This is a genomic window from Gottschalkia purinilytica (assembly GCF_001190785.1).
GTDB lineage: Bacteria > Bacillota > Clostridia > Tissierellales > Gottschalkiaceae > Gottschalkia_A > Gottschalkia_A purinilytica.
On the sequence record NZ_LGSS01000009.1, the window covers coordinates 1 to 22,300 of the forward strand.

General features: G+C 28.7%; 22 protein-coding genes and 1 other annotated feature. Of the genes, 5 read left to right on the forward strand and 17 right to left on the reverse strand.

Features of this window, described 5'->3' with window-relative positions; genetic code table 11:
• Nucleotides 1-106 precede the first annotated feature (106 nt).
• Genes argH through CLPU_RS09775 form a run of 3 tightly spaced genes read right to left on the reverse strand, consistent with a single transcriptional unit; the run spans nt 107 to nt 3,480 of the window.
• Nucleotides 107-1,423 (reverse strand): argininosuccinate lyase, encoded by a 1,317-nt coding sequence (gene argH, locus CLPU_RS09765; RefSeq protein WP_050355476.1) that lies wholly within the window; start codon nt 1,421-1,423, stop codon nt 107-109.
• 16 nt (nt 1,424-1,439) lie between these two features.
• The gene (locus CLPU_RS09770; protein ID WP_050355477.1) at nt 1,440-2,642 is read right to left on the reverse strand and encodes an argininosuccinate synthase; all 1,203 of its coding nucleotides are present in this window, start codon (nt 2,640-2,642) and stop codon (nt 1,440-1,442) included.
• Nucleotides 2,643-2,670: 28 nt separating this feature from the next.
• Nucleotides 2,671-3,480 carry a transporter substrate-binding domain-containing protein gene (locus tag CLPU_RS09775; protein WP_050355478.1) on the reverse strand — a complete coding sequence of 270 codons (810 nt, stop codon included), beginning with the start codon at nt 3,478-3,480 and terminating at the stop codon, nt 2,671-2,673.
• 105 nt (nt 3,481-3,585) lie between these two features.
• Nucleotides 3,586-3,836 (reverse strand) — a binding site (T-box leader).
• Nucleotides 3,837-4,168: 332 nt separating this feature from the next.
• Here CLPU_RS09775 and CLPU_RS09780 point away from each other — a divergent pair.
• From CLPU_RS09780 to CLPU_RS09795, 4 genes are read left to right on the forward strand one after another with little or no spacing between them, the layout of a single operon-like run.
• A complete protein-coding gene (locus CLPU_RS09780; RefSeq protein ID WP_050355479.1) occupies nt 4,169-4,834 on the forward strand; it encodes an amino acid ABC transporter permease in 666 nt (221 codons plus the stop codon).
• Nucleotides 4,815-5,471 carry an amino acid ABC transporter permease gene (locus tag CLPU_RS09785; RefSeq protein ID WP_050355480.1) on the forward strand — a complete coding sequence of 219 codons (657 nt, stop codon included), beginning with the start codon at nt 4,815-4,817 and terminating at the stop codon, nt 5,469-5,471. The genes CLPU_RS09780 and CLPU_RS09785 overlap by 20 nt, the downstream gene beginning before the upstream one ends.
• A 38-nt stretch (nt 5,472-5,509) precedes the next feature.
• Nucleotides 5,510-6,274 carry an amino acid ABC transporter ATP-binding protein gene (locus CLPU_RS09790; protein WP_050355481.1) on the forward strand — a complete coding sequence of 255 codons (765 nt, stop codon included), beginning with the start codon at nt 5,510-5,512 and terminating at the stop codon, nt 6,272-6,274.
• Complete coding sequence (locus CLPU_RS09795; RefSeq protein WP_050355482.1) at nt 6,274-7,170, forward strand: transporter substrate-binding domain-containing protein; 897 nt, start codon at nt 6,274-6,276, stop codon at nt 7,168-7,170. The genes CLPU_RS09790 and CLPU_RS09795 overlap by 1 nt, the downstream gene beginning before the upstream one ends.
• Nucleotides 7,171-7,243: 73 nt before the next feature.
• On the opposite strand, the gene CLPU_RS09800 is transcribed toward CLPU_RS09795, so the two are convergent.
• From CLPU_RS09800 to CLPU_RS09845, 10 genes are all read right to left on the reverse strand, one after another.
• Nucleotides 7,244-8,140, reverse strand: coding sequence for a hypothetical protein (locus tag CLPU_RS09800; protein WP_050355483.1), 897 nt, complete (start codon nt 8,138-8,140; stop codon nt 7,244-7,246).
• Nucleotides 8,141-8,152: 12 nt separating this feature from the next.
• Entirely contained in the window at nt 8,153-8,911 is a 759-nt protein-coding gene (locus tag CLPU_RS09805) for an ABC transporter permease (RefSeq protein ID WP_050355484.1), read from the reverse strand.
• Nucleotides 8,912-8,946: 35 nt separating this feature from the next.
• Nucleotides 8,947-10,029, reverse strand: a complete 1,083-nt coding sequence (locus tag CLPU_RS09810) for an ABC transporter substrate-binding protein (protein ID WP_050355485.1) — start codon at nt 10,027-10,029, stop codon at nt 8,947-8,949.
• Nucleotides 10,030-10,054: 25 nt separating this feature from the next.
• Entirely contained in the window at nt 10,055-10,831 is a 777-nt protein-coding gene (locus tag CLPU_RS09815) for an ABC transporter ATP-binding protein (protein ID WP_050355486.1), read from the reverse strand.
• A gap of 284 nt (nt 10,832-11,115) precedes the next feature.
• On the reverse strand, nt 11,116-12,369 hold the full coding sequence (locus tag CLPU_RS09820; RefSeq protein ID WP_050355487.1) for a metallopeptidase TldD-related protein: 1,254 nt from the start codon (nt 12,367-12,369) through the stop codon (nt 11,116-11,118).
• Between the two features lie 14 nt (nt 12,370-12,383).
• Nucleotides 12,384-13,721 (reverse strand): TldD/PmbA family protein, encoded by a 1,338-nt coding sequence (locus CLPU_RS09825; RefSeq protein ID WP_050355488.1) that lies wholly within the window; start codon nt 13,719-13,721, stop codon nt 12,384-12,386.
• 65 nt (nt 13,722-13,786) lie between these two features.
• Nucleotides 13,787-14,917 (reverse strand): HAMP domain-containing sensor histidine kinase, encoded by a 1,131-nt coding sequence (locus tag CLPU_RS09830; protein ID WP_050355489.1) that lies wholly within the window; start codon nt 14,915-14,917, stop codon nt 13,787-13,789.
• Nucleotides 14,907-15,620, reverse strand: coding sequence for a response regulator transcription factor (locus CLPU_RS09835; RefSeq protein ID WP_050355490.1), 714 nt, complete (start codon nt 15,618-15,620; stop codon nt 14,907-14,909). The genes CLPU_RS09830 and CLPU_RS09835 overlap by 11 nt, the downstream gene beginning before the upstream one ends.
• Nucleotides 15,621-16,040: 420 nt before the next feature.
• Complete coding sequence (splB, locus tag CLPU_RS09840) at nt 16,041-17,057, reverse strand: spore photoproduct lyase (protein WP_235436153.1); 1,017 nt, start codon at nt 17,055-17,057, stop codon at nt 16,041-16,043.
• A gap of 235 nt (nt 17,058-17,292) precedes the next feature.
• A complete protein-coding gene (locus CLPU_RS09845) occupies nt 17,293-17,484 on the reverse strand; it encodes a hypothetical protein (protein ID WP_050355491.1) in 192 nt (63 codons plus the stop codon).
• A gap of 204 nt (nt 17,485-17,688) precedes the next feature.
• Here CLPU_RS09845 and CLPU_RS09850 point away from each other — a divergent pair, with 204 nt between their 5' ends.
• Nucleotides 17,689-17,886, forward strand: a complete 198-nt coding sequence (locus CLPU_RS09850) for a DUF378 domain-containing protein (protein WP_050355594.1) — start codon at nt 17,689-17,691, stop codon at nt 17,884-17,886.
• 59 nt (nt 17,887-17,945) lie between these two features.
• On the opposite strand, the gene CLPU_RS09855 is transcribed toward CLPU_RS09850, so the two are convergent.
• The 4 genes from CLPU_RS09855 to CLPU_RS09870 form a co-directional block, all read right to left on the reverse strand.
• Nucleotides 17,946-18,605 (reverse strand): hypothetical protein, encoded by a 660-nt coding sequence (locus tag CLPU_RS09855; protein ID WP_050355492.1) that lies wholly within the window; start codon nt 18,603-18,605, stop codon nt 17,946-17,948.
• Nucleotides 18,606-18,838: 233 nt separating this feature from the next.
• Entirely contained in the window at nt 18,839-19,258 is a 420-nt protein-coding gene (locus CLPU_RS09860) for a hypothetical protein (protein WP_050355493.1), read from the reverse strand.
• 242 nt (nt 19,259-19,500) lie between these two features.
• A complete protein-coding gene (locus CLPU_RS09865) occupies nt 19,501-20,850 on the reverse strand; it encodes a TldD/PmbA family protein (protein ID WP_050355494.1) in 1,350 nt (449 codons plus the stop codon).
• On the reverse strand, nt 20,850-22,241 hold the full coding sequence (locus tag CLPU_RS09870) for a TldD/PmbA family protein (protein ID WP_050355495.1): 1,392 nt from the start codon (nt 22,239-22,241) through the stop codon (nt 20,850-20,852). The genes CLPU_RS09865 and CLPU_RS09870 overlap by 1 nt, the downstream gene beginning before the upstream one ends.
• Between the last annotated feature and the right edge of the window lie 59 nt (nt 22,242-22,300).

Genomic DNA, 22,300 nt, shown 5'->3' on the forward strand with positions numbered 1-22,300 from the left:
CATAGCTACAAGCTTTTTGGAACCACCTGCATAGCAGGTGGTTTTCTACATACAATAATATGGATATGCCGCTATTAAACTAATTAATTTGGCATATCCATACTCTTTATAATAATTCTTTCTTTATTCCCTTGTTTAGTACATTTTCATAATCTATAAAGTCATATATATCATTTTCAAATCTATCATCTACTGTTTTTAAATCAGAAAGTGTTAAATCCTCTATTGCTAGTTTCTTCGACTCACATAATAATACTATTTCTCCAACTATCTTATGAGCATCTCTAAAAGCTACTCCTTTATTTACCAAGTAGTCTGCAACTTCTGTTGCATTTAAAAATCCTGCTTTTACTGCTTCTTTCATAACTTCTTTATTTACTTTTATAGTTTTTAACATTTCATTCATAATAGCTAAACAAGCTGTAACAGTATCGAGTGCATCAAAATATTGTTGTTTATCTTCTTGCATATCTTTATTATAAGCAAGAGGGATTCCCTTCATAGTAGTTAACATACCCATAAGAGCACCGTACACTCTTCCAGTTTTACCTCTTATAAGCTCAGCAGCATCTGGATTTTTTTTCTGTGGCATTATACTACTTCCTGTAGCATAAGCATCATCTATTTGAACAAATCTAAATTCTTGTGTACTCCAAATTATAAGCTCTTCACTTAATCTACTTAAATGCATCATAATAATTGAAAAAGCAGAAAGCATTTCTATAAGATAGTCTCTATCACTAACTCCATCCATGAAGTTATCCACTGGCTTTTTAAACCCAAGTTTCTCTGCTGTAAAAGCCCTATCTATATCATAAGTCGTTCCTGCCAATGCACAACAACCAAGTGGAGATTCATCTAATATATCTAAACAGTTTAAAAGTCTCTTTTTATCCCTTTCAAACATACTGCAGTAAGCCATCATATGTTGTTTAAATGTAACAACTTGTGCTCTTTGTAAGTGTGTATATCCTGGCATTATAGCCTTATTTTCATCAGCTATTGTACTTATAGTTTGATTAAGTTCTTTTAGCATACTTACTATAATATTGCCATTTTCTTTAGCAAATAATTTCATATCTACAGCCACTTGATCATTTCTACTTCTAGAAGTATGAAGCTTCTTACCCAATTCACCTATTCTTTGTATAAGGTTTGATTCTACAAATGAATGTATATCTTCATAGTTTCCTTCTATTTTTAAATTTCCTTCTTCTATATCTTTAAGTATAGACTCTAGACCTTCTATGATTTTATCTCTTTCTTCATGCGTTAGTATCTGTGACTTAGCAAGCATTGTAACATGAGTTATACTTCCTGTTATATCTTGCTTATACAATCTTTTATCGAAAGGTAATGAACTATTGAAATCTTCCATTAGTTTATTTTCTTCTTTTTGGAATCTTCCTCCCCAGAGCTTCATATAAGCACCGCCTTTATTATTTGTTGTTTTTAGCCATAGCTCTTATTTTTAATGGTAAAGTAAATAAGTTTATAAATCCTTCAGCATCTTTATGATCATAAAGGTCACTAGCTCCAAATGATGATATACCTTCATCATATAATGCATTTGGAGAGTCCATACCTGCTACTACAATATTTCCTTTATATAGTTTTAATTTTACCCATCCATTAACACTTTGTTGTGTAGATTCTACGAAAGCATCTAATGCTTCTTTTAATTGCGTATCCCATAATCCGTCATAAACAAGTTCTCCATATTTTAAAGAAATCATTTGCTTATATTGATAAGTCATTCTATCTAAAGTTAAATGTTCTAAGTCTTTATGCGCTTCCATTAAAATAGTTCCACCAGGAGTTTCATATACTCCTCTTGATTTCATTCCTACCAATCTATTTTCTAATATATCGGCTATTCCTATCCCATTTTCTCCACCGATTTTATTAAGTTCTTCTAATAATTCAACTGGTTTAAGTTCTTTTCCATTCAGTTTAGTAGGAATTCCTTTTTCAAAGTATATCTCTATATAAGTTGGTTCATCTTTAGCTTCTTCTAAAGTCTTAGTCATAAGATATAGTTCTTCTGCTCTATGTTCATTCTTAGGGTCTTCTAAGTGTCCCCCCTCATGACTTATATGCATTAAGTTTTTATCTCTTGAGTAAATTTTTTCTTTAGTCACAGGAACTTCAATTCCTTTTTGATTTGCATAGTCTATAGCATCTTCTCTTGAATTTATATCCCATATTCTCCAAGGAGCTATAACTTGTATAGTAGGATCTATTGCTGCAATAGCAGCTTCAAATCTAACTTGATCATTTCCTTTACCTGTACATCCGTGACAGATATATTTTGCTCCTTCTTTATGAGCTATTTCAACTAATTTTTTACCTATAAGTGGTCTAGCTATTGATGTTCCCATTAAATATTTATCTTCATAAACTGCATTTGCCTTTATAGCTTTAAAAACATAATCTTTTACAAATTCCTCTTTAACATCTTCTATATATATTTTAGAAGCACCTGACTTTATAGCTTTTTCTCTTACTTCGTCCATATCATCATCTTGACCAACATTAATACAAGCAGCTATAATATCTAAATCATAATTTTCTTTTAACCACGGAATTATAATTGAAGTATCTAATCCTCCTGAATATGCTAATACAACTTTTTCTTTCATTTTTCTATCCCCTTTCAATTTTCATTTTTTATTTATTAATCATGTCTATTGATTTGTTCATATATTCGTCTAACAATCCTTTTTCAATTAATCTATCTAATGTTTTATTAATAGTATCAACAAATTCTTTACTACCTTTTCGTACAGCTATAGCTCCACCACTATTTCCTGTGTCTAGTTTTATATCTGAAATTACTAAATCATCATTTTTTCTAACATAAGCTTCTGCTACAGGCTCTTCTGCAATAACTGCATCTACTTTATTTTGCTTTAACTGTAGCATTACATCCGATAGCTTTCCTAGTCCTTTTAACTGCTTGCTTTTAAGTATCTCTTTAGCAATTTTTTCTTGTGTAGTCCCTTTTTGTACTCCTACAATTTTTTTATTTAAATCATTTGTTTTCTTATATGAGTTAAGTTCATTTTTTCTTACTACTACTGACTGATTAGCTACATAATATATCTTTGAAAAGTCAACATTCTTTTCTCGTTCTGGCGTAGGTGTTACAAAAGAAGCTACCATATCTATTTTCCCTGCTGTAAGTGCTGTCAGAAGGGAATCAAATTGCATATCTTTTATTTCTAAATCTACATTTAAATCTTTTGCTATTTCCTTAGCTATTTCTATATCAAAGCCCACAATAGAATCTTTTCCGTTTATCTCTTTATGAAACTCATAAGGGGGATATGCTGCACTGGTACCTATAACTAGCTTCCCTTTCTCTTTTATTTTATTTAATTGATTTTTACTTTCACCATTTGTTTTAGCTACTTTTCCACAAGCACCAAGGATTAAAACAAGGCACAATCCAATTATGCAAATTATATTTTTTTTCATACTCTACCTCCTTAATCTATTTCTAACACATACTGATCTTATAGTTTATAACTTTGATTACCTAATAATATCTTTTATAAAAATAAAAAATTCGTCTCTTAAAATTTAAGAGACGAATTATAATCCGCGTTACCACTCTATTTAAAATGAAATACATATGCACCTTATGCATAAATATTCATTTTCACTCTAAGCTTTTAACGGTTGCGACCGAACTTTCCTACTAATTGATAAAGTTATCATTTTCAGAAAGTCTCTTTATAGGCTCTCTTCAATATAGTTATGTACTAGACTCTCACCACTTTCTAGTTCGCTTGAACACTTTCTATATTTACTCTCCTAATCATTAGATTTAATTTTAATATTTATAAATTCTTATGTATGAGTATAAATTATTGTAAGAACATTGTCAATACTTTTTTTGCTTTTTATTCCTATTATTTTATATATTTAATTTATATATTTATAAAAACCAACTATTTTGATATGATTACCTTGTATTTTTTTCACCAAATTCATTGACTTGCATATAAATAGTTGTTATACTACCAATTAGCAAGTTTGTATTGTAATTGTAATTTATGTTTATTATCAAAAGTAAAAGAAATACCCTTTAAATAACTTTTTTAGTTTTTAAAATCTATTTTATAATAATTAAAAATAATTTTCCTACGTAAGGAGGGATGAAATGAGTTTAGATATTGAATTTATAAAATCCCAACTTCCACTATTTAAAGATGCTGCCATTTTAACAATAGAAATAGCATCTATAGGTATAATTTTATCTATTATTATAGGTATTATAAATAACGCTATATATTTATTAAATATAAGGCCTCTATCTAAGTTAATACATGGATATGTGGAAGTTTCTCGTAATACTCCGTTTCTTATACAGTTATTCTTTTTATACTTTGCACTTCCTTCCATTGGAATAAAGTTAAGTAGTTTTGTAACAGCTATATTGGGGTTATCTTTTCTTGGTGGAAGTTACATGACAGAGACATTTAGATCTGGTATAGAAGCTGTACCTAAAAGTCAAATTGAATCAGCTTTATCTGTAGGTTTGAGTAAATGGCAAATTTTAAGATTCATAATATTGCCTCAAGCTATAAATATTTGTATTCCATCATTAATTAATAACTTTATATTTTTACTTAAGGAAACATCTGTAGTATCTGCCATAGCTGTTCCAGAGTTACTACACACAACTACAAGTCTTATCTCTTTATACTATAAGACTTATGAAATGCTAGTTACATTAACTGTATTTTACTTGATTTTATTCTTACCAGTATCATTCTTCCTATCATTCATAGAAAGGAGGATGAAATATGGGCAGTACGGGGCTTAATTTAATTTTAAAATCTTTACCACTGTTATTTGAAGGTCTAATTGATACAGTGTTAATTGCTGGATTATCTGTTATTATAGGAACATTAGGTGGTATATTATTTGGAATAGTGAGGGTTTCTAAAAACAAGTTAATAAGATGTATAACAAGAATCTATATCGAGCTATTTAGAGCTGTTCCTTTACTTGTATGGTTATTCGTATTTTTCTTTGGATTACCTGTAGCTTTTGGATTAGATATCTCAGGTTCAGTTACATCTATAATAGTTTTATCTCTTTGGGGTATCACAGAAATAGGTGAAGTAGTTAGAGGTTCTATTGAATCAGTCCCTAAGGAGCAAGTTGAAGCTGGTAAATCTATAGGATTAAACCAAGTAAACCTATATGTTTTTGTTATAATACCTCAAACTATAAGAAGGATGATTCCACCAACAATTAATATATATACAAGGATAATTAAAACCACTTCTCTTACAGTTCTTATAGGGGTAACAGAGGTGATTAAAGTAGGCCAACAGATTATAGAAAGAACAGGAGAAGCATTAATAATCTATAGTACCTTATTTGTTATTTATTTCTTATTATGTTATCCCCTTTCAATATGGTCAAAAAAATTGGAGGAAAAGTGGAGTAACTAACTAGCAATTATTATATATACGCTAAAAGGAGAGGTTATATGAAAGAGACATTACTAGAAATACAAAATTTAAGTAAATCATATAACGATAAACCCGTTTTAAAAAATATTAATTTGAAAGTCCATAAGGGAGATGTTTTAGTTATTTTAGGTCCAAGTGGATGTGGTAAAAGTACTTTATTAAGATGTTTAAATGGTTTGGAAACTATTCAAAGTGGAAGTATAAAATTTGATAATCTAGAATTAACAGATAAAAATATTGACTGGAAAATAATAAGGCAACGTATAGGTATGGTTTTTCAAAGCTATGACCTATTTCCTCATATGACAGTGTTAGAAAATATTCTTTTAGGTCCTATAAGGGCACAAAAAAGAAGTAAAGAAGAAGCTACTAAACAAGCTGAGAAACTATTAGAAAAAGTAGGTCTTTTAGACAAAAAAGATTATTATCCAAGACAATTATCAGGAGGACAAAAACAGAGAATTGCAATAGTTAGAGCTCTTTGTATGAATCCAGAAGTAATTTTATTTGATGAAGTTACAGCGGCACTTGATCCTGAAATGGTAAAAGAAGTTTTAGAGGTTATGATTGATCTGTCTAAACAAGGTATGACAATGATTATAGTAACTCATGAAATGGGTTTTGCAAAAGCAGTAGCTGACAAAATTGTATTCTTAGATAAAGGGGAAGTTTGTGAAATAAGTGAACCTGACGAATTTTTTACGTCTCCAAAAACTGAAAGAGCTAGTCATTTTCTAGATCAGTTTTTCTATATTGAAACTATGAAAGGAAGGGATATTTAATGAAAAAATTTGCTGTATTATTAGTAGTATTAAGTTTAATAGCTGGAGTTTTAGCTGGATGTGGTCAATCAAAGTCATCATCTAATGAAAAACAACAATCGCAAGAAGTATCTAAAGATAGCTCTAAAGAAAAGTCTAATGAAATACAAAAAATAAAAGACAGAGGTAAAATACTTATAGGTATATTCACTGATAAGCCACCATTTGGATATGTAGATGAAAATGGTAAAAATGATGGGTTTGAAGTAGCTCTTTCTAAGCGTTTTGCTAAAGATCTTTTAGGCGATGAAAGTAAGTTAGAGTTTGTTCCATTAGAACCTGAAAATAGAATTCCTTTTTTACAATCTGACAAAGTAGATTTAATAATGGCAAATATGACTGTAACAGACGAAAGAAAACAAGTTGTTGACTTTACAAATCCTCATCTTAAAGTTGCTATACAAATTCTAGCAAAAGATAACTCTAAGATAACTTCTGTTGATGATTTAAAAGGTAAAAAAGTAATCGTAACAAAAGGAACAACAGCAGACATATATTTCACAAAAAATCATCCTGATATTGAGTTAATTAAATTCACTAAAGTTACAGAATCATTCCAAGCATTAAAAGATGATCGTGGTGATGTTTATGTTAATGATAATCTACTATTATTTGATTTTGTAAAAGATAATAAAGGATTTAAAGTTTTAGATATAAGACTTGAAGAGCCTTCTCCTATTGCTCCTGCTGTTAAAAAAGGTAATAAAGAATTAAAAGAATGGGTTAATCAAGAATTATCTAAATTAGGAGAAGAAAAATATCTTCATAAACTATATGATGAATATCTTAAAGAATCTTTTGGTGATAATGTAAAAAATCCTACTGATGTAATAGTTGAAGGTGGAAAGTGGGAATAGATCATATAGAATACTTCTTTAATTATATTTAATTTATATTAAACTAAAAATCTCATCGTAATTATTTAAATAATTACGATGAGATTTCTTTTTTGTTATTATTTTTTTCTCTGATATTTCTTTTTCCTGCTTTACAAAGAGCCATGCATCTACTACAAAATGTTGCCCCGTAACTAGCCTCGTCTCTTTCATTAGTTACAATTCTAGAATCTCTTTTTTTCCATACGATATCTAACTTTTCCAACGGAGTCATTTCTTTAGGTCTTTCTACATCTACTCTAGGATTAAAATTTGCATTAGGCCAAGCTTTTGTAGTTAATCCTTTCCCTACCCACCAACAACTTTCTGCATCTAATACTCCATAGGTGTATTCTTTATTTCCTAATTTTACAGTATGCTCTTTAGTTTTGATAGCTCCTATTGGACAATTCTTTACACATTCAAAACACTTTTTACATGGATTCTCTTCTAAAGGCTTATTATGAATTAAAGGTGCATCAGTTAGGATAGCTATAAATCTTTGACGTGGTCCATATTCATGAGTTAAAACATTCCCACTCCATCCAAATTGGCCTAAACCTGCTGCCACAGCAGCATGTCTAAAGGATATAGGCCCATGAAATTTTTTGTCCCAATATTGACATCCTCTTCCTGGTATAGGTAATGCAAGATATCCTTCCTTTTCTATGTATTTTGAAAGTCTATATGCAACAGAATCCATCTCTCTATTTAAAAAAGTATATCCAAACATTTGGTAAGAATAGTTTGTAGTCCCATCAATCATAGCATCAATAGCTGCATCAGGTATATGAAAGCCTAAAACTACAACTGTTTTTACACTAGGCATCAAGTCACAGGGCCTATGAGGTGTTGGAATATCTATTTGCAAGTCACTAGCTAAAGCAACTCCAAATAAATCTGCGCCTTGATTCAAAGCATACTCTTTTATTCTTATAGTTAGTTTTTCCATAATTAATAACTCCTATCTTTTGGAAGTCCAATACAACATTTTCTTTTTTAATAACTCATAGCAACTCATTATTAAAATAATTACAAATGACATAGCAATCAATCCTGCTAGAACTTTATCATATTCAGAAAAATCCGCATAATATTGAATGAAATGTCCCAATCCAGATTTAGCCCCAAACATCTCTGCTACTGTAAGCAATACAAAAGAAAATACTAATGCAGTCCCTGCCCCACTAAAAATCATAGGGAGAGCTGCAGGAAGTACTATTTTTCTTAACAGTTTTATACCTTTTAATCCTAAAGCTCTGGCATTATCTAAGTACTTATCTTCTATCAGTCTAACTCCATGAATTGTACCATTTAATATAGGCCAAAAGCTTCCGATGAATATTATAAAAGCTGAAGAAAGCCAAAAAGTAGGAAGTATTGTTATAGCATATGGTATATAAAGTGTTGGAGGTATAGGACTCAAACCATGAAATATAGGTGAAAAGTTTTTTCTCAGAGGTTCATACCAACCTATCGTTACCCCTAGAGATATTCCTAAAATCAAAGCTAATGCATAACTAGGAATTAATAAGCCTAAGGAGCTAATAAGACCATTTCTAAGCTCAGGCAACGATTTTATTAAGGCAGGTATTATTTTACTAAGTCCCGGAAACAGTACAGGCTCTAATACTTGTCCTATATCTGTAATCAATTCATACACAACTATTATAGTTAATAAAATTATAATAGTTCCCCAATAATTTTTGATCCATTTAAACAATATTTCTTCCCCCTTAATAAAGCTATATCTAGAAATTAAAAATTATATTCATCAAATCTTTTTTCTAACTTCTCATAAAAAGGTTCATTCGGATTTTCTAACTTTAATTGGTCTAAAGCCTTTTTATAAAGATCTATATTTATATGCTTGTTAACATCCATATCTGATTCAATGAAATTAAGATTTTTCATAGTTTCCCACATTTCAATTATTCCATTTTTTCTTGGGTCTGATTCTATTATTTGATTGGTATCTAAAGTAAATTCTCTAGCCATATTCTCATCTAATTTTAAATATTTTTGATTTACTGAAACAGCAAATTCTTTATCTTCATTGAAAACCTTTTCCGCTTTTATTAAAGCTCTTAAAAAAGCTACTATAGTATCACTATTATTATTTATAAATTCTGTTTTTGCAACTGGACGACAACAAACATGATTATCCCACAAATCATTACTCCAACTTACTATGTCCAAACCTGATTGTTTAGCTTTTGCATATGTAGAGCCTGTCCCTATTCCAACATCTGCCTTTCCTGCCTTAACTGCTTCTAAAACATCTGTAGGCTTTTTCATTTCTATTACTTCTAAATCCTTATTTATATCTATACCAGCTTTATTCATAGCTGTTCTCCAAACTATATCAGGAGTATATAATCTAGCTGTTGCAACTTTTTTATTTTTATAGCTTTCAATTCCTTTAAATGTTTTTGCTATTTCTGGTTTTGCATATATAGGATGTCCTCCAGAAAGATATCCCCCAAAGAAAGTTAAGTCTGGTCCTTTTGCCATAAATGTTAAAGGTGCTGCTGTACCAAAAGTAATACCCATATCTATTTTACCTGCATTAAGGGCATTTAAACCATCAGTTGTACTAGTAAAAGAAACTAATTCAACTTTTAATCCCTCTTCTTTAAAAAATCCTTTATCCTCTGCTATAAAACATAATAAATTACCTGTAGCAGGATTAAATCCAACCTTTAAATTTGAAATTTTGTCCTGTCTTTTTTCTACTTCATCAGCAGTTGTATTTTTAGCTTTATTGTTACAGCCAGCTAACAATGATATCAGTAGAATAAAAATCATAACTATTCCTATAATTTTTTGTCTTTTTGTCATTCTTCCTCCTCCTTTAAAGTCATAGTTATAATTTACTTAACATATCTTCATTAAGTAAATTTATAAATTTATTTCTTAAGGCTATAAAGTCACTGTCATTATATAAGTACTCTCTTAAACGAGGTCTTTTAAAATCTACCGTAAATATATCTCTAATAACAGCAGGTTTTGATCCTAATACCACTATTTTATTAGATAAAAGCAAGGCCTCATCTACATCATGAGTTACAAAAACTACAGTTTTTTTGTTTTCCCCATCTACATCCCAAAGCTTAATCGTTAAATCCTGTAACTTAGCTCTAGTTACAGCATCTAATGCTCCAAAAGGTTCATCCATAAGAAGTATTGGAGGATTTATCCCAAAAGCTCTTGCTATTGCTGCTCTTTGCATCATACCTCCCGATAAATGTCCTGGAAGTTTATCATAAACATCTGTAAGTCCTACCATATCTAAAAATTTCTTTGCTTCTTTTTTTACCTCATTATTACTTTTATGAGGAAAAGCCTGAGATATTGCTAGGGCAATATTCTTTCCTGTACTCAGCCAAGGAAATAAACTATAGTCTTGAAAAACTATCCCTCTATCAAGTCCTGGTTCTTTTACTATATCTCCGTTGATTAATATTTCACCATTATTTGGCTTTTCAAGACCTGATATCAATCTTAGTAAAGTACTTTTCCCACAACCAGAAGGTCCTAATAAACAGACGAAATCTCCTAAATTAATCTTAAAACTAATATTTGATAAAATCATTTCTTTGTCATATCCAAAACTAATATTTTTTGCTTCAATACTGTACAAGTCATCATCTCCTATTTATTGACCTTATCAATATAGTTACAATTTTTCCATATCATATTATATATTCCATATTTTAATTAGGCAAATTAATAATACCTATACTAGTTCTTTAAGTATAGGTATTATTAATCTCATAAGAAATAGAAAAATACTAATATAACTTATATAAAATATAATAAACACTATTAATATTATTTGATTTCATTAATATTAATAGTGTTTATTTCTAATTCTAAAAATAGAATATTAAATACATCTTTTTATATATCCTCTTTAAAATAAACTTAAAGTTTTTCTACCTTCATATCTATTACTGTATAGCTTAAATTTACATCTTCATTTAAAGTATCTTTTGAAACTCCCCTAAAGTCTTTTCCAAACATACTATATAAGTCAGAAGATATTTGAATCTCTGGTAATCTCCCAATAAACTTCTCACCATCAAATAGATAAGCTTGCTGAACTGGTGTTGCAAATACTCCATCAGGTGTAAAATCTCCACCTGATGCTGAAAATATGAATACTCCCATTTCCCCATTAAGTAGTTCTTTCAATGTTTTTTCACCTTGTTTTAATTTCAGTTTATTAAATATAGTTTCACTTATCTCCAGTGATGGAACTTCATCATATTCACCAGTGGAACTAGCTGTTAGCGGGAAATTATACTTCAACGAAGTCCTCTTATCTGTATAAGGAGCTTTTATAACTCCATTTTCAATTAAAGCATATCTATAATCTTCCTTAAAACTACCTTCTGCATCAAAGAATAATTCATAATTATCCTCAGAGCGTGATGTAAGCCACAATGTTAAATCTTCACTAAATAATTTTTCTCCTAGTTTTCCAGAAAAAATAGATACTTCATTTGCTACTGATAATCCATTTAAGTCATTAATAAATTTCATATATGTCATTCCGTAAAAGTCTGGATTATACATAATCACTGGTAGCATCTCTTTTTTAGGTAATTCTACTAAATTATGATAAGGCAAAAGTATACTATCTAAAAAAGACATAAAGTTTTCTCTATTATAATTTCTAGTAGAATAAGGTATGAATGTATCAATAATATTTTTTGAACCCTTATCTTTTACTATAAGAGTAAACTCTATCCTTTTATCTTTTTGATATAAATCCAATCCTCTATCATTTGTTAAAGAAGCCTCTATTTCAATTAGCTTTACTTTATCTGAAAATATAAATTTTTTATGTTTATTACCAATTATTGAAATAACTTCTTCAATTTCTCTTATAAAATCGTCACTATTTTCTATATTACATTCATTAACTATAGAATGTTTATTATTTTCATATGGACTAGGTTCATAAGGAATTTTCAGCTCTAAAGCCTTTTTTGCTTCATCTTCAAGTTTTTTCTCATCATATTCTCCAATCGCTCCAGCTACTCCTATGAATCCATTTTCATATATCCTCAATCCAGTTCTTGTTATATCTTTTATCCTAATATCTTCTATTTTAGATTGCATAATTCCAATTGAAGTTTCTTTTCTATTTATCACAAATTTTTCTTTTATCATCAACTTACACCTCCTTATTGTATCTGTATATTCTTAACTCTAACATATGGGCCACCAAAAGAAACTGCTAGTGGTGCTTGCTCCATTTTTCCACATCCTCCCCATATATTATCTTCAAGTTCTAATTCTTTTGAAACTCCATCTATGTTGTATAAGGTTTCCATAACATTTCCTGTCATAACTGCTACATTAACAGGTTCAGCCAATTTTCCATTTCTAATCATATATGCTCTACTAGGTGCTATAGTGAATGTGCTCATACCCGTTCCATATTTACAATCACAAATATATATTCCTTCCTCAACTTCTTGAATAAGTTCTTCTTTTGTTTTATCTCCTGGAGCAATATAGGTACTAGTCATTCTGACTATAGGTTCAAACTCAAAACTTACTGCTCTAGCATTTCCTGTTAGCTCTTCTCCAATTATAGCAGCACTTCTTGCCGAATGAAGTCTTCCAGTTAATATGCCGTCTTTTATCAAATAAGTCTTTTCCGCTTTTGTGCCTTCATCGTCAAAAGGTACATAGCCTGATCCTAAATATCCACCATAATCTACTATAGATAATATATCAGCACCAACTTTAGTACCTATCTTCCATTCCTTCATCATATTTTCATCTCCTATCATAAAATCCGCTTCACTCTTATGTCCAAAGCTTTCATGAGCAAATACTCCAACTATTAAAGGAGACATAACAACGGTATATTTTCCCGGTGTAATTGGTTTTGAATTTTTCGCATAATTTAATGATTCATTATAGTCGTCTTGAAATTTATTTTTTATATCCTTAAGTTTATTAAAATCATACGTTGCAATCCTAGAGTTATCTTCAAAACTTTTTCCATTAACGTTAAAAGAATAACTAATTTTTATTCCACAAAGTTGATAATCAAACTTTAAGTTACTACCTTTGCTAGAGTAAAATTCTTTAACAACTCTTGAATCATCATAATTAACTTTAAAGTTTTTTCCTTCTTTCTTATCTCTTGTAAGCTCTAGGGCCTCCTTAGCTAAAGTAAATTTATCTTCTCTAGGTATTTTATCTAGTTCTAATCCTTTATATGAAAGGTATTCCCCTTTATTAACTTGAAGTTTCTTTATAACTTCATGTTCATAAATTTTTTCATTCTCTTTTGCCATTTTTGAAAGATCTTCTATTTCTTTTTGGATATTAGATAAATTACTAATAGATTTATAGTACCATCTTTGTCCATCAAACACTCTTATAATAGCCCCTGAATACGCTCTTACTTTATTATTTTCTAAAACATTATTAGTAAAATTTATTGAAGTTTCATGTATATGTTCAATTCTCACATCGGTATATAGATTTTTAGGAAATTCAAACATATTGAGTACCCCCTTAATATTTTGTATTTTAAGATAAATCCTTTTTCTTTTTCATAAACTTCTCTCTAATCATTAGTAGTTTTTTTATTTAAAACTATTGAAAAAACACTCTTTTTTTCATAAACTCCATTTTCTAATACTAGTTCTCCTTTGTGACGCTCAACTATTTTCTTTGCTATTGCAAGTCCAAGACCTGTTCCCCCATCACTTTTTCTTGATTCTTCTCCCCTGACAAAAGCATCAAAAACTCTATTTTTAATATGTTCAGGTATTCCTATCCCATTATCTCCTATTTTAAGAATAACTTTATCAATTTCGTTAATAATCTCTATCCATAACTTAGTTCCTTTTGGATTGTATTTTAATGCATTATTAATTATATTTGATATTGCTCTTGTCATAAGTTTGTTATCAAAGTCAAATATAATTTCTTTTTCAGGAAGTGTTAACTCTAGTTCAAATCCTTTTTCTTCAATCTCTTCATAATGATCGGCTATAATCTTACGTACGAATTCTACATAATCGTTATTTGTTGTAGATATATGATAGTCTATGCTCTCTAACTTAACAAATTCAAATAAATCATCTGCTAATTCGCTTACTTTTCCCGCCTTATTAAATATAGTTTTATAATATCTCTGTTTTTTATCTTCATCCTCAACCAGACCTTCACTTAAAGCCTTACAGTATCCTTGAATAGTAGTTATTGGTGTCTTGATATCATGTGATAAGTCTACAATCATTCTAGTCTTTTTTTCTTCAAGCTCCTTTTTTTCTTCTTCTACAGTTCTCAATTTTTCTGTCATAAAATTAAAAGTATCTCTTATTACTGCAAATTCTTTTTCTGCCTCAAATTCAAGTTTTGTATCATAGTTTCCTTCAATCATACTACTCATTCCCTTAGTTATTTTTCCTAAAGGTTTGCTTATTTTTTTTGATGTCCATAAGCTAAAAAGTATAATACTCGTCACAAATAGTAACAATAAAAGTATTCCTGATTTTATAAAAACTCTATAAAATATCTTAATTTCTTCATGTGAAGGTTCATTTAAATCATTGCTCCCAAGTATCCCCATCTTATCTAAATACCATGAGGCAGCCCCTACTATTAATACAAATAAAGTTATTAATATAAGAGCAAATATAATATAGTTTATAACTAGAGAAGTAAATATTTTTTTATTTTCATTCTTCATTACTTGTTACCTTCTTCTCAAATTTGTAGCCAAGACCCCTTATGGTTTTTAAGTATATTGGTTTCCTTGAATTCTTCTCAATTTTTTCTCGCAAGTTACTTATATGAACCATTATAATGTTGTTATCTCCTATAAAATTATCCTCCCATACAATTTCAAATATTTCCTTCTTCGTAAGTACCCTTCCTGAATTCTCCATTAGAAGTTTTAATATTTTATATTCAACTGATGTTAAAACTATTTCTTTATTATTTTTTTTAACTATATTACTGAATATGTCAAGTTCTATCTCTCCGATTTTTATTATCTGCTCTACATTTTTATTATGATAATTTAGATTATAGTATCTTCTTAACTGTGCATCTACTCTTGCTACAACTTCTAATGGATTAAATGGCTTTGTTACATAGTCATCTGCGCCCAATCCTAATCCTAAAATTTTATCTTCATCTTGAGTTTTAGCTGAAAGAAAAATAACAGGAATATTATAGTTTTCTCTGATTTTCTTAATTAATTTAAAACCATTTATTGAAGGCATCATTATGTCTATAATTGCCATATCTATATTTATTTCATTTATAATATCCCAAGCCTTTTTTCCGTCTACTGCTTTAATTACTTCAAATCCATCCTTTTCTAGATATAATTCAAGTATTTCTAGTATTTCTTCTTCATCATCAGCTATTAAGATTTTATATGACATTTTCATCCCCCTAATACTTTATTTCATAAATTCCTTCATCAAAGTATTTATAATGTGTTAATTTCATAGAGTTTCTATTTCTTATTATTGAAAACCTTCAAATATTCTATATATTTTTCTCATTACCCAAAAGGAATTAATTATAAATCATTAGGGAAACTATCATATTTTCTTCTATATGAAATCTTATTATTGGATCAGTTATATTTCTAATAATACACTATAAATCTTTATATAATCTAAAGCTAAACTTAAGATAACCTTAACTTTATTAGGATAATAGTTTACATTAAACAAAACAAACACCGTAAATATCAATATATTGATATTTACGGTGTTTGTTTATAACTATAGAAATTAAATATTAAATTTATTATTAAATATGTATCTTGAAACATTATCATATTAAAATTAGTAATGCTATATTATATAATCAATTCTACTATTTTTAAATAATTCTTTAATATTCCCTCTAAAGAAATTTTCAATTTCTTTTAGTAAATCTTTATTATATATATACTTTCCGTATCCAAACTGTCCATATTTAAAAGTTCTGTTTTCTTCTACCATAGGTAGACTAGTTTTAGGAAATACCTCTAGAATCTTATTCTTAGCAGCTATAGTATATCTATGTGATATTACTTCAAACTTTATAAGATTATTTTCTTCTCCTAGAGTGTCTTTCAAAACTCTTAACATATTTAAGTAATCTTCTTTCCATTCATCATATATAAATATTGGTCCGATAATAAATCCCAGATCATATCCTGCACTTATAACTTTTTTTGCTGCTTCTATTCTTTCCCCCAGTGATGATGTTCCATGTTCATAATTCTTTATGACTTTATTTGAATTTATACTAAATCTTATGGTTGTTTTACCATTATGTTTCAATTTTAATAAATCATCTACATAGTGAAATTTAGTAACAAATCTAAATCTAGATTTCTTTTCTTTTCCTATAAATTCTATAGTTTTTGCCAAGCTTCCTGTATATTCTTCTAATGGTATTGGATCTGAAGTTGCTGCACCTTCAAATACTGTTACTTCTGGTTCCCTTTCTCTTATATACTCTCTAGCCTGATCAAGTATTTGATCTACATTCGCATAAACTGTTATGTAAGGCTTGTTTCCAAATCTAGTATTTAAATAACAATATTCACACTTACCGGTACATCCAGATAATAACGGTAATTGATAATGTGCAGATGGTTTACAGGTTTGAAATTCTCCTTTTTTTCTTACTCTAACTACTAATGTATTTTTCCCTTCTACGTATAACTTTGAAGGTGTATCTCCTGGTATTCCGGTTACTCTATTGGCCTTTAAAATCGTTATAGGTACTCCTTTTTGCTTAAAAGTCATGTATAATTTATCACCAAGTTCATAGTCTAAAGATTTTTCTTCAAATAATACTCTCTTTGGTATATATATCATTTGATCTTCTCCTTTATGAAACAAATTATTTTAAGAAATTTTCTGTAATAATTTGTTTATTAACTAACATCATTAGATGGACAAATAATTAAAAACAATTTATTTTTATTAGTTTTTCTATAAGTTAAACATATTATTAAATTATCTCAATTTTAAGTTACAAATTTAAAATAAAAATCAAAAATAAAATACTTATCTTTAAAGATAAGTATTTTATTTTTGATTTAATAAGTAATTACCAGGAACATTTGTTAAATATAACTACCAGTAGTAAGAAGAAAAATAATAAACTTTCATTACCTTCCCACACAAATCCACAGTTGCTGAATAAAACTACTAATAGCAAAAAGAAGAATAATAGACTTTGATCTTCGCTTTCACAGCAAGTACTCTCAACTTCTACTGGAGCATTAGTCTCTAATGCCATAATATCTCTCCTTCCAATTTTTTTTAGGAAATTATCACAGCAAAAAGTATATGTATTACTTTATTTACTTTTAATACATACTATTCTAGTTTTAAAAAAGTGTTACACAATTTTGAAATATTTTTTTTAAAATGTATATAAAAATAACTTTAAAGAAATAATACGGTTATATACAGGATTTTATTTTAAGGAGTGATTATGAATATGGATAGATTATCTTTAGTCCTGGTTATTATAGGAGCAATAAACTGGGGATTAATTTCATTATTTAGATTTGACTTAGTTGCTGCTATATTCGGAGGTCAAGATGCTATTTTAAGTAGAATAGTTTATGGTCTAGTAGGTTTAGCAGGACTATACTGTATAACTTTACTATTTAGAGATAGAGAAAGAGTCGAATAATATATTTACTAATTGGTTAAAAAATAAAAAAGGATATGTGTTTACATATCCTTTTTTATTTAATTTCTTCCTACCGGAATATCTATTAAATTTTCATATCTATTATTTTTTTCCATATCAACATATTCTTTTACCTTTTCTACTAAATGCTTTTTAAACTTATTTTCATCAACTATTTCTTTTTCTTTAAACCCATGTTCTAAGTCAGCTATAAAAGGTAAGTACGCTACTTCTTTATCTTCTTTCTTAGCTACTACATATATACTTTTATTATTTCTTAAAACCTTACTATCTGAAAGTCCATACTTATTAGATACCTCATATATTGTTTTATTTAAAGATCCACCTATATCTATAACTTTCCATTTGTTATTTTCTAATGAAACAGTTATATCTGTCATAATTTTTCCATTATACATTACAGGGAACACATAAAATGATGTTTCTTCTATTTGATCATATAATGATTTATTTTCGTCTATATCCTGAATAATAAAGTGTTGGAATGGCTCACCTAAGTAAGATTTTTTAACTTGATCTTTTGTTTGATATTCATATTTTTTATAATTGCTTTCTAAAGAACTTAATATTTCTGGAAATGATTCTTTTACAACTGTCTTAGCTTGTTGCAAAGGAGATACTGCATAGCTAATTACTGTTAATAACATTATAGTTATTAGAGATAAAGTAGTTATAAACATCTTTTTTCTTAGTTGCACTTGTATCAGCCCCTATATCGTTCATTAAAAGTATTAAGATTATAATTATTAACTTAAATTTAATTACGTTCTAGTAACGTTTTCCTAATTGTTAATAATCTTAATACTCATTCACTCTAATATCTATTATATAACAAAAATATTATTTTTAGTTTTTAGAATTCCTCTTCTCCTTACACTACATAGTTATTTTCTTCATATTTCTTTATTACTCTTCCTTTTACATAATTTCTCTATTCAATATTCTTTGAAATATTTTTAACCATATATATTGCAAAAATTGCTATTAAGAATATATAAATAGAACTTATAATTCCATTATTTAATTTATGTTTAATAAAGTCTATTAAAATAATAGTAGGTGCTACTAATATTAATTTATCAATATATATATCTGTTAAATGTTGCTCAGCTTTTCTAGTAACAGAAAAACATAGGTAAATTGATATAAAACATAATACTATTGCCAAGTCCATAATTTCATATGGTGATTTATGTAGAAAATTGATTCTATACAGATAACTTATAAATAATAAGTTAAAAAGCAAGTCGAAGGCCTTTCTATATGCTTTGTTTAATATTGATTCTTTTCGCATATCTCTTTCTTCTCTGTCATAAATTAATACTCTTAATATTTTGTTAACAGTACTCATATAGATTCTCCTTTATTAATTTTATTTTTTTAGTTTGATCTATAATATTATCGACTGTTTTTATATTTATTTTTACTTTATGTAGTAATATATAAGCATTATATTTCTCTTTTCATATTAAGTTTATATTACAACAAAAAACGACACCAAAATAAATATATAGTTATAATGGCATCGTTTAATAGTGAATTTAGTAGTATTAATTTTATGTTGTATAATTGATTTTAAATTATATTTAATTTTTACTTTCCTGCTACCGACAATCTCTTAATTTTTAAAGAAGGCGATCCTATATAACCTCCACTTGGAAGTATAAAGTCTAAATCATTTGAAACTTCATCGACATCGTTAAGAACTTCAAAATAGTTACCTGCTATAGTAATCTGGTTGATTGGTCTCGTTATCTCTCCATTCTCTATAAGATAACCCTGTGCAGAAAGTGAAAAATCTCCTGATACAGTATTCAGACCTGAGTGTAATCCTTGAACATCTATTATAAGTATTCCTTCTTTTACTCCTTTTAACATATCTTCAAAACTAGATTTACCTTTTTCTATATACATATTTGTAGGAGAAATAACCACAGATGATTTATATCCTTTAAATCCATTTCCTGTAGACTCTACTCCATCTTTCTTAGCAGTTTTCAAGCTATGTAGAAATGTTTTTAAGACACCCTTATCTATTAATTTCTTATATTTTGTAGCCACTCCTTCTCCATCAAATCCTGTTGAAGATATACCTTCTTCCATAAATGGATCATCTATTATAGTTATTAAACTACTTGATACTTTTTCATTTAGTTTATCTTTCAACAATGATAATCCTTTTTGTACTGATTCAGCAGAAAAAATAGAGGTAAAAGCTTCAAGAATACTAGCCGATACATCATTCCTAAGTATTGTTTGATATTCTCCTGATTTTATAGATTCAGCACTTAATAGAGAGATCGCTTCATTTACAGCTTCTTTTGCTAACTTTTTAGCATCAAATTTACTAAAATCATTAGATATTATATGTTTTCCTGCTGTTTTTATATCATCTCCGTCTTTAACCTTTACAGAAACATATGCTAGTGCCATATTAGATTTATTTTCTAGTTCTAATCCTTTAGTATTCATTATTAAACTATACTCTGAAGTTTCTCCAAAGCTACAGTGATTAACTGTTTCCACTCTATCATCTAAATTTAATGCTTCTTCTTCTAGTTTTAGAGCAAACTGTATTTTCTCTTCTTTAGATATATTCTCCAGATCCTTATTATAGGTACAAACTTCTTTATACTCTTCTGATCCTTCATATATAATTTCTTCATCATCACTGTCTATTACTTTAGCATTATTAATAGCTTCTTCTACTAAGATATCTATAGATGTTTCATCTACTTTTTCAGTATATGAATATCCCATTTTTCCATTATAAATCCCTCTAAAAGAAAGACCTTCCTGGTTAGAAATACTATATTTATCTATTTCTTTTTTAAATATCTTTAAATCGAAGTTAGTTGTACTTTTAATGAAAACTTCCATATCTTCAAAGCCCAGCCTTTTTCCTTTCTCAAAGAGAATTTCAGCTAACTTTTTCTTTTCCATTATTCATCCCCCTTTCTACCACCAACAGTCATAGATTCAACTCTTATAATAGGTTGACCTACATTGGTAGGGATTGATCCACTGGATGCTCCACACATACCTTGACCATGATCTACATTATTTCCAACCATATCTATCTTCTTTAAAACGTCTAATCCATTTCCTATAAGTGTCGCACCTCTAACTGGCTTTTCTATTTTACCATTTCTAACTATATATCCTTCCATAACAGCAAAGTTGAAATCACCAGTAGTTGTATTTACTGAACCTCCACCCATATATTTTGCATATAGTCCATACTCAGTATTTGATATTATCTCCTCTTTTGTTGATTTTCCATTTGCTATATAAGTATTAGTCATTCTTGAAGTTGGAGCAAATTTGTATGATTGTCTTCTTGACGATCCTGTAGGTTCAGCATTCATTTTCATTCCATTTAACTTATCAACCATATATCCTTTGAGAATTCCATTTTCTATAAGAACATTTTTTCTTGTTTTTGTTCCTTCATCATCAATATTTTGTGAACCCCATGCGTTTGGTATTGTTCCGTCATCAATAGCTGTAACTAAATCAGATGCTACCTTTTCTCCTATTTTACCTGAAAACACTGAAAGTCCCTTAGCCACAGATGAAGCTTCTAGTCCATGGCCACATGCCTCATGAAATATAACTCCACCAAATCCATTATCTATTATTACAGGGATTTTGCCACTTGGACATTGTTCTGCATATACCATTGTTTTAGCTATTCTTGATGATTCCCTTGCATATTTTTCTATATCAATAATATCATAAAATTCAAATCCCATATGGGCTCCTGGCCCAAAAAATCCTGTTTGCATTTCCCCATCTTTAGAGGCAACCGAAGATATTCCTGCTCTTGTTCTAACTCTCTTATCCTCAACATATAGTCCTTCTGAATTTGCTATAAGTACATTTTGCTCATAGTCCCCATATGATACTGTTACTTGTGAAATAATATCATCATAGTTTTTAGCTGCATGATAAGCTTTTTTCATTAGATCAACTTTTCTGGATTTGTCTACTGTACTAGGCATAATTTTTATCAAGTGATTATTACTAACTCTATAGTCAGTAAAATCCAATACTAAATCTTTTTTATTACCCTTTATTGCCATAGCACCTTCTTTAGCTATTTTTAGAAGGTTATCTCTATTTGAATTATTAGTATAAACATAAATACTATTAAATCCTTTAAATATTCTTATTCCAACTCCATAGTCTCTACCTGTCATTGCATTTTCGATTTTTCCACCTATTAATAATAAAGAAGTATTGTATCTATCTTCCACAAAAATCTCTGCAAAATCTCCACCTGTAGATAAGGCTGTATTTATAATATCTTCTATTAAGCTTTTATTTAACACAATATCCCTCCTTTTTATAATTAATTAAGTATAATTATTCAATAAGTTCTAATATATTT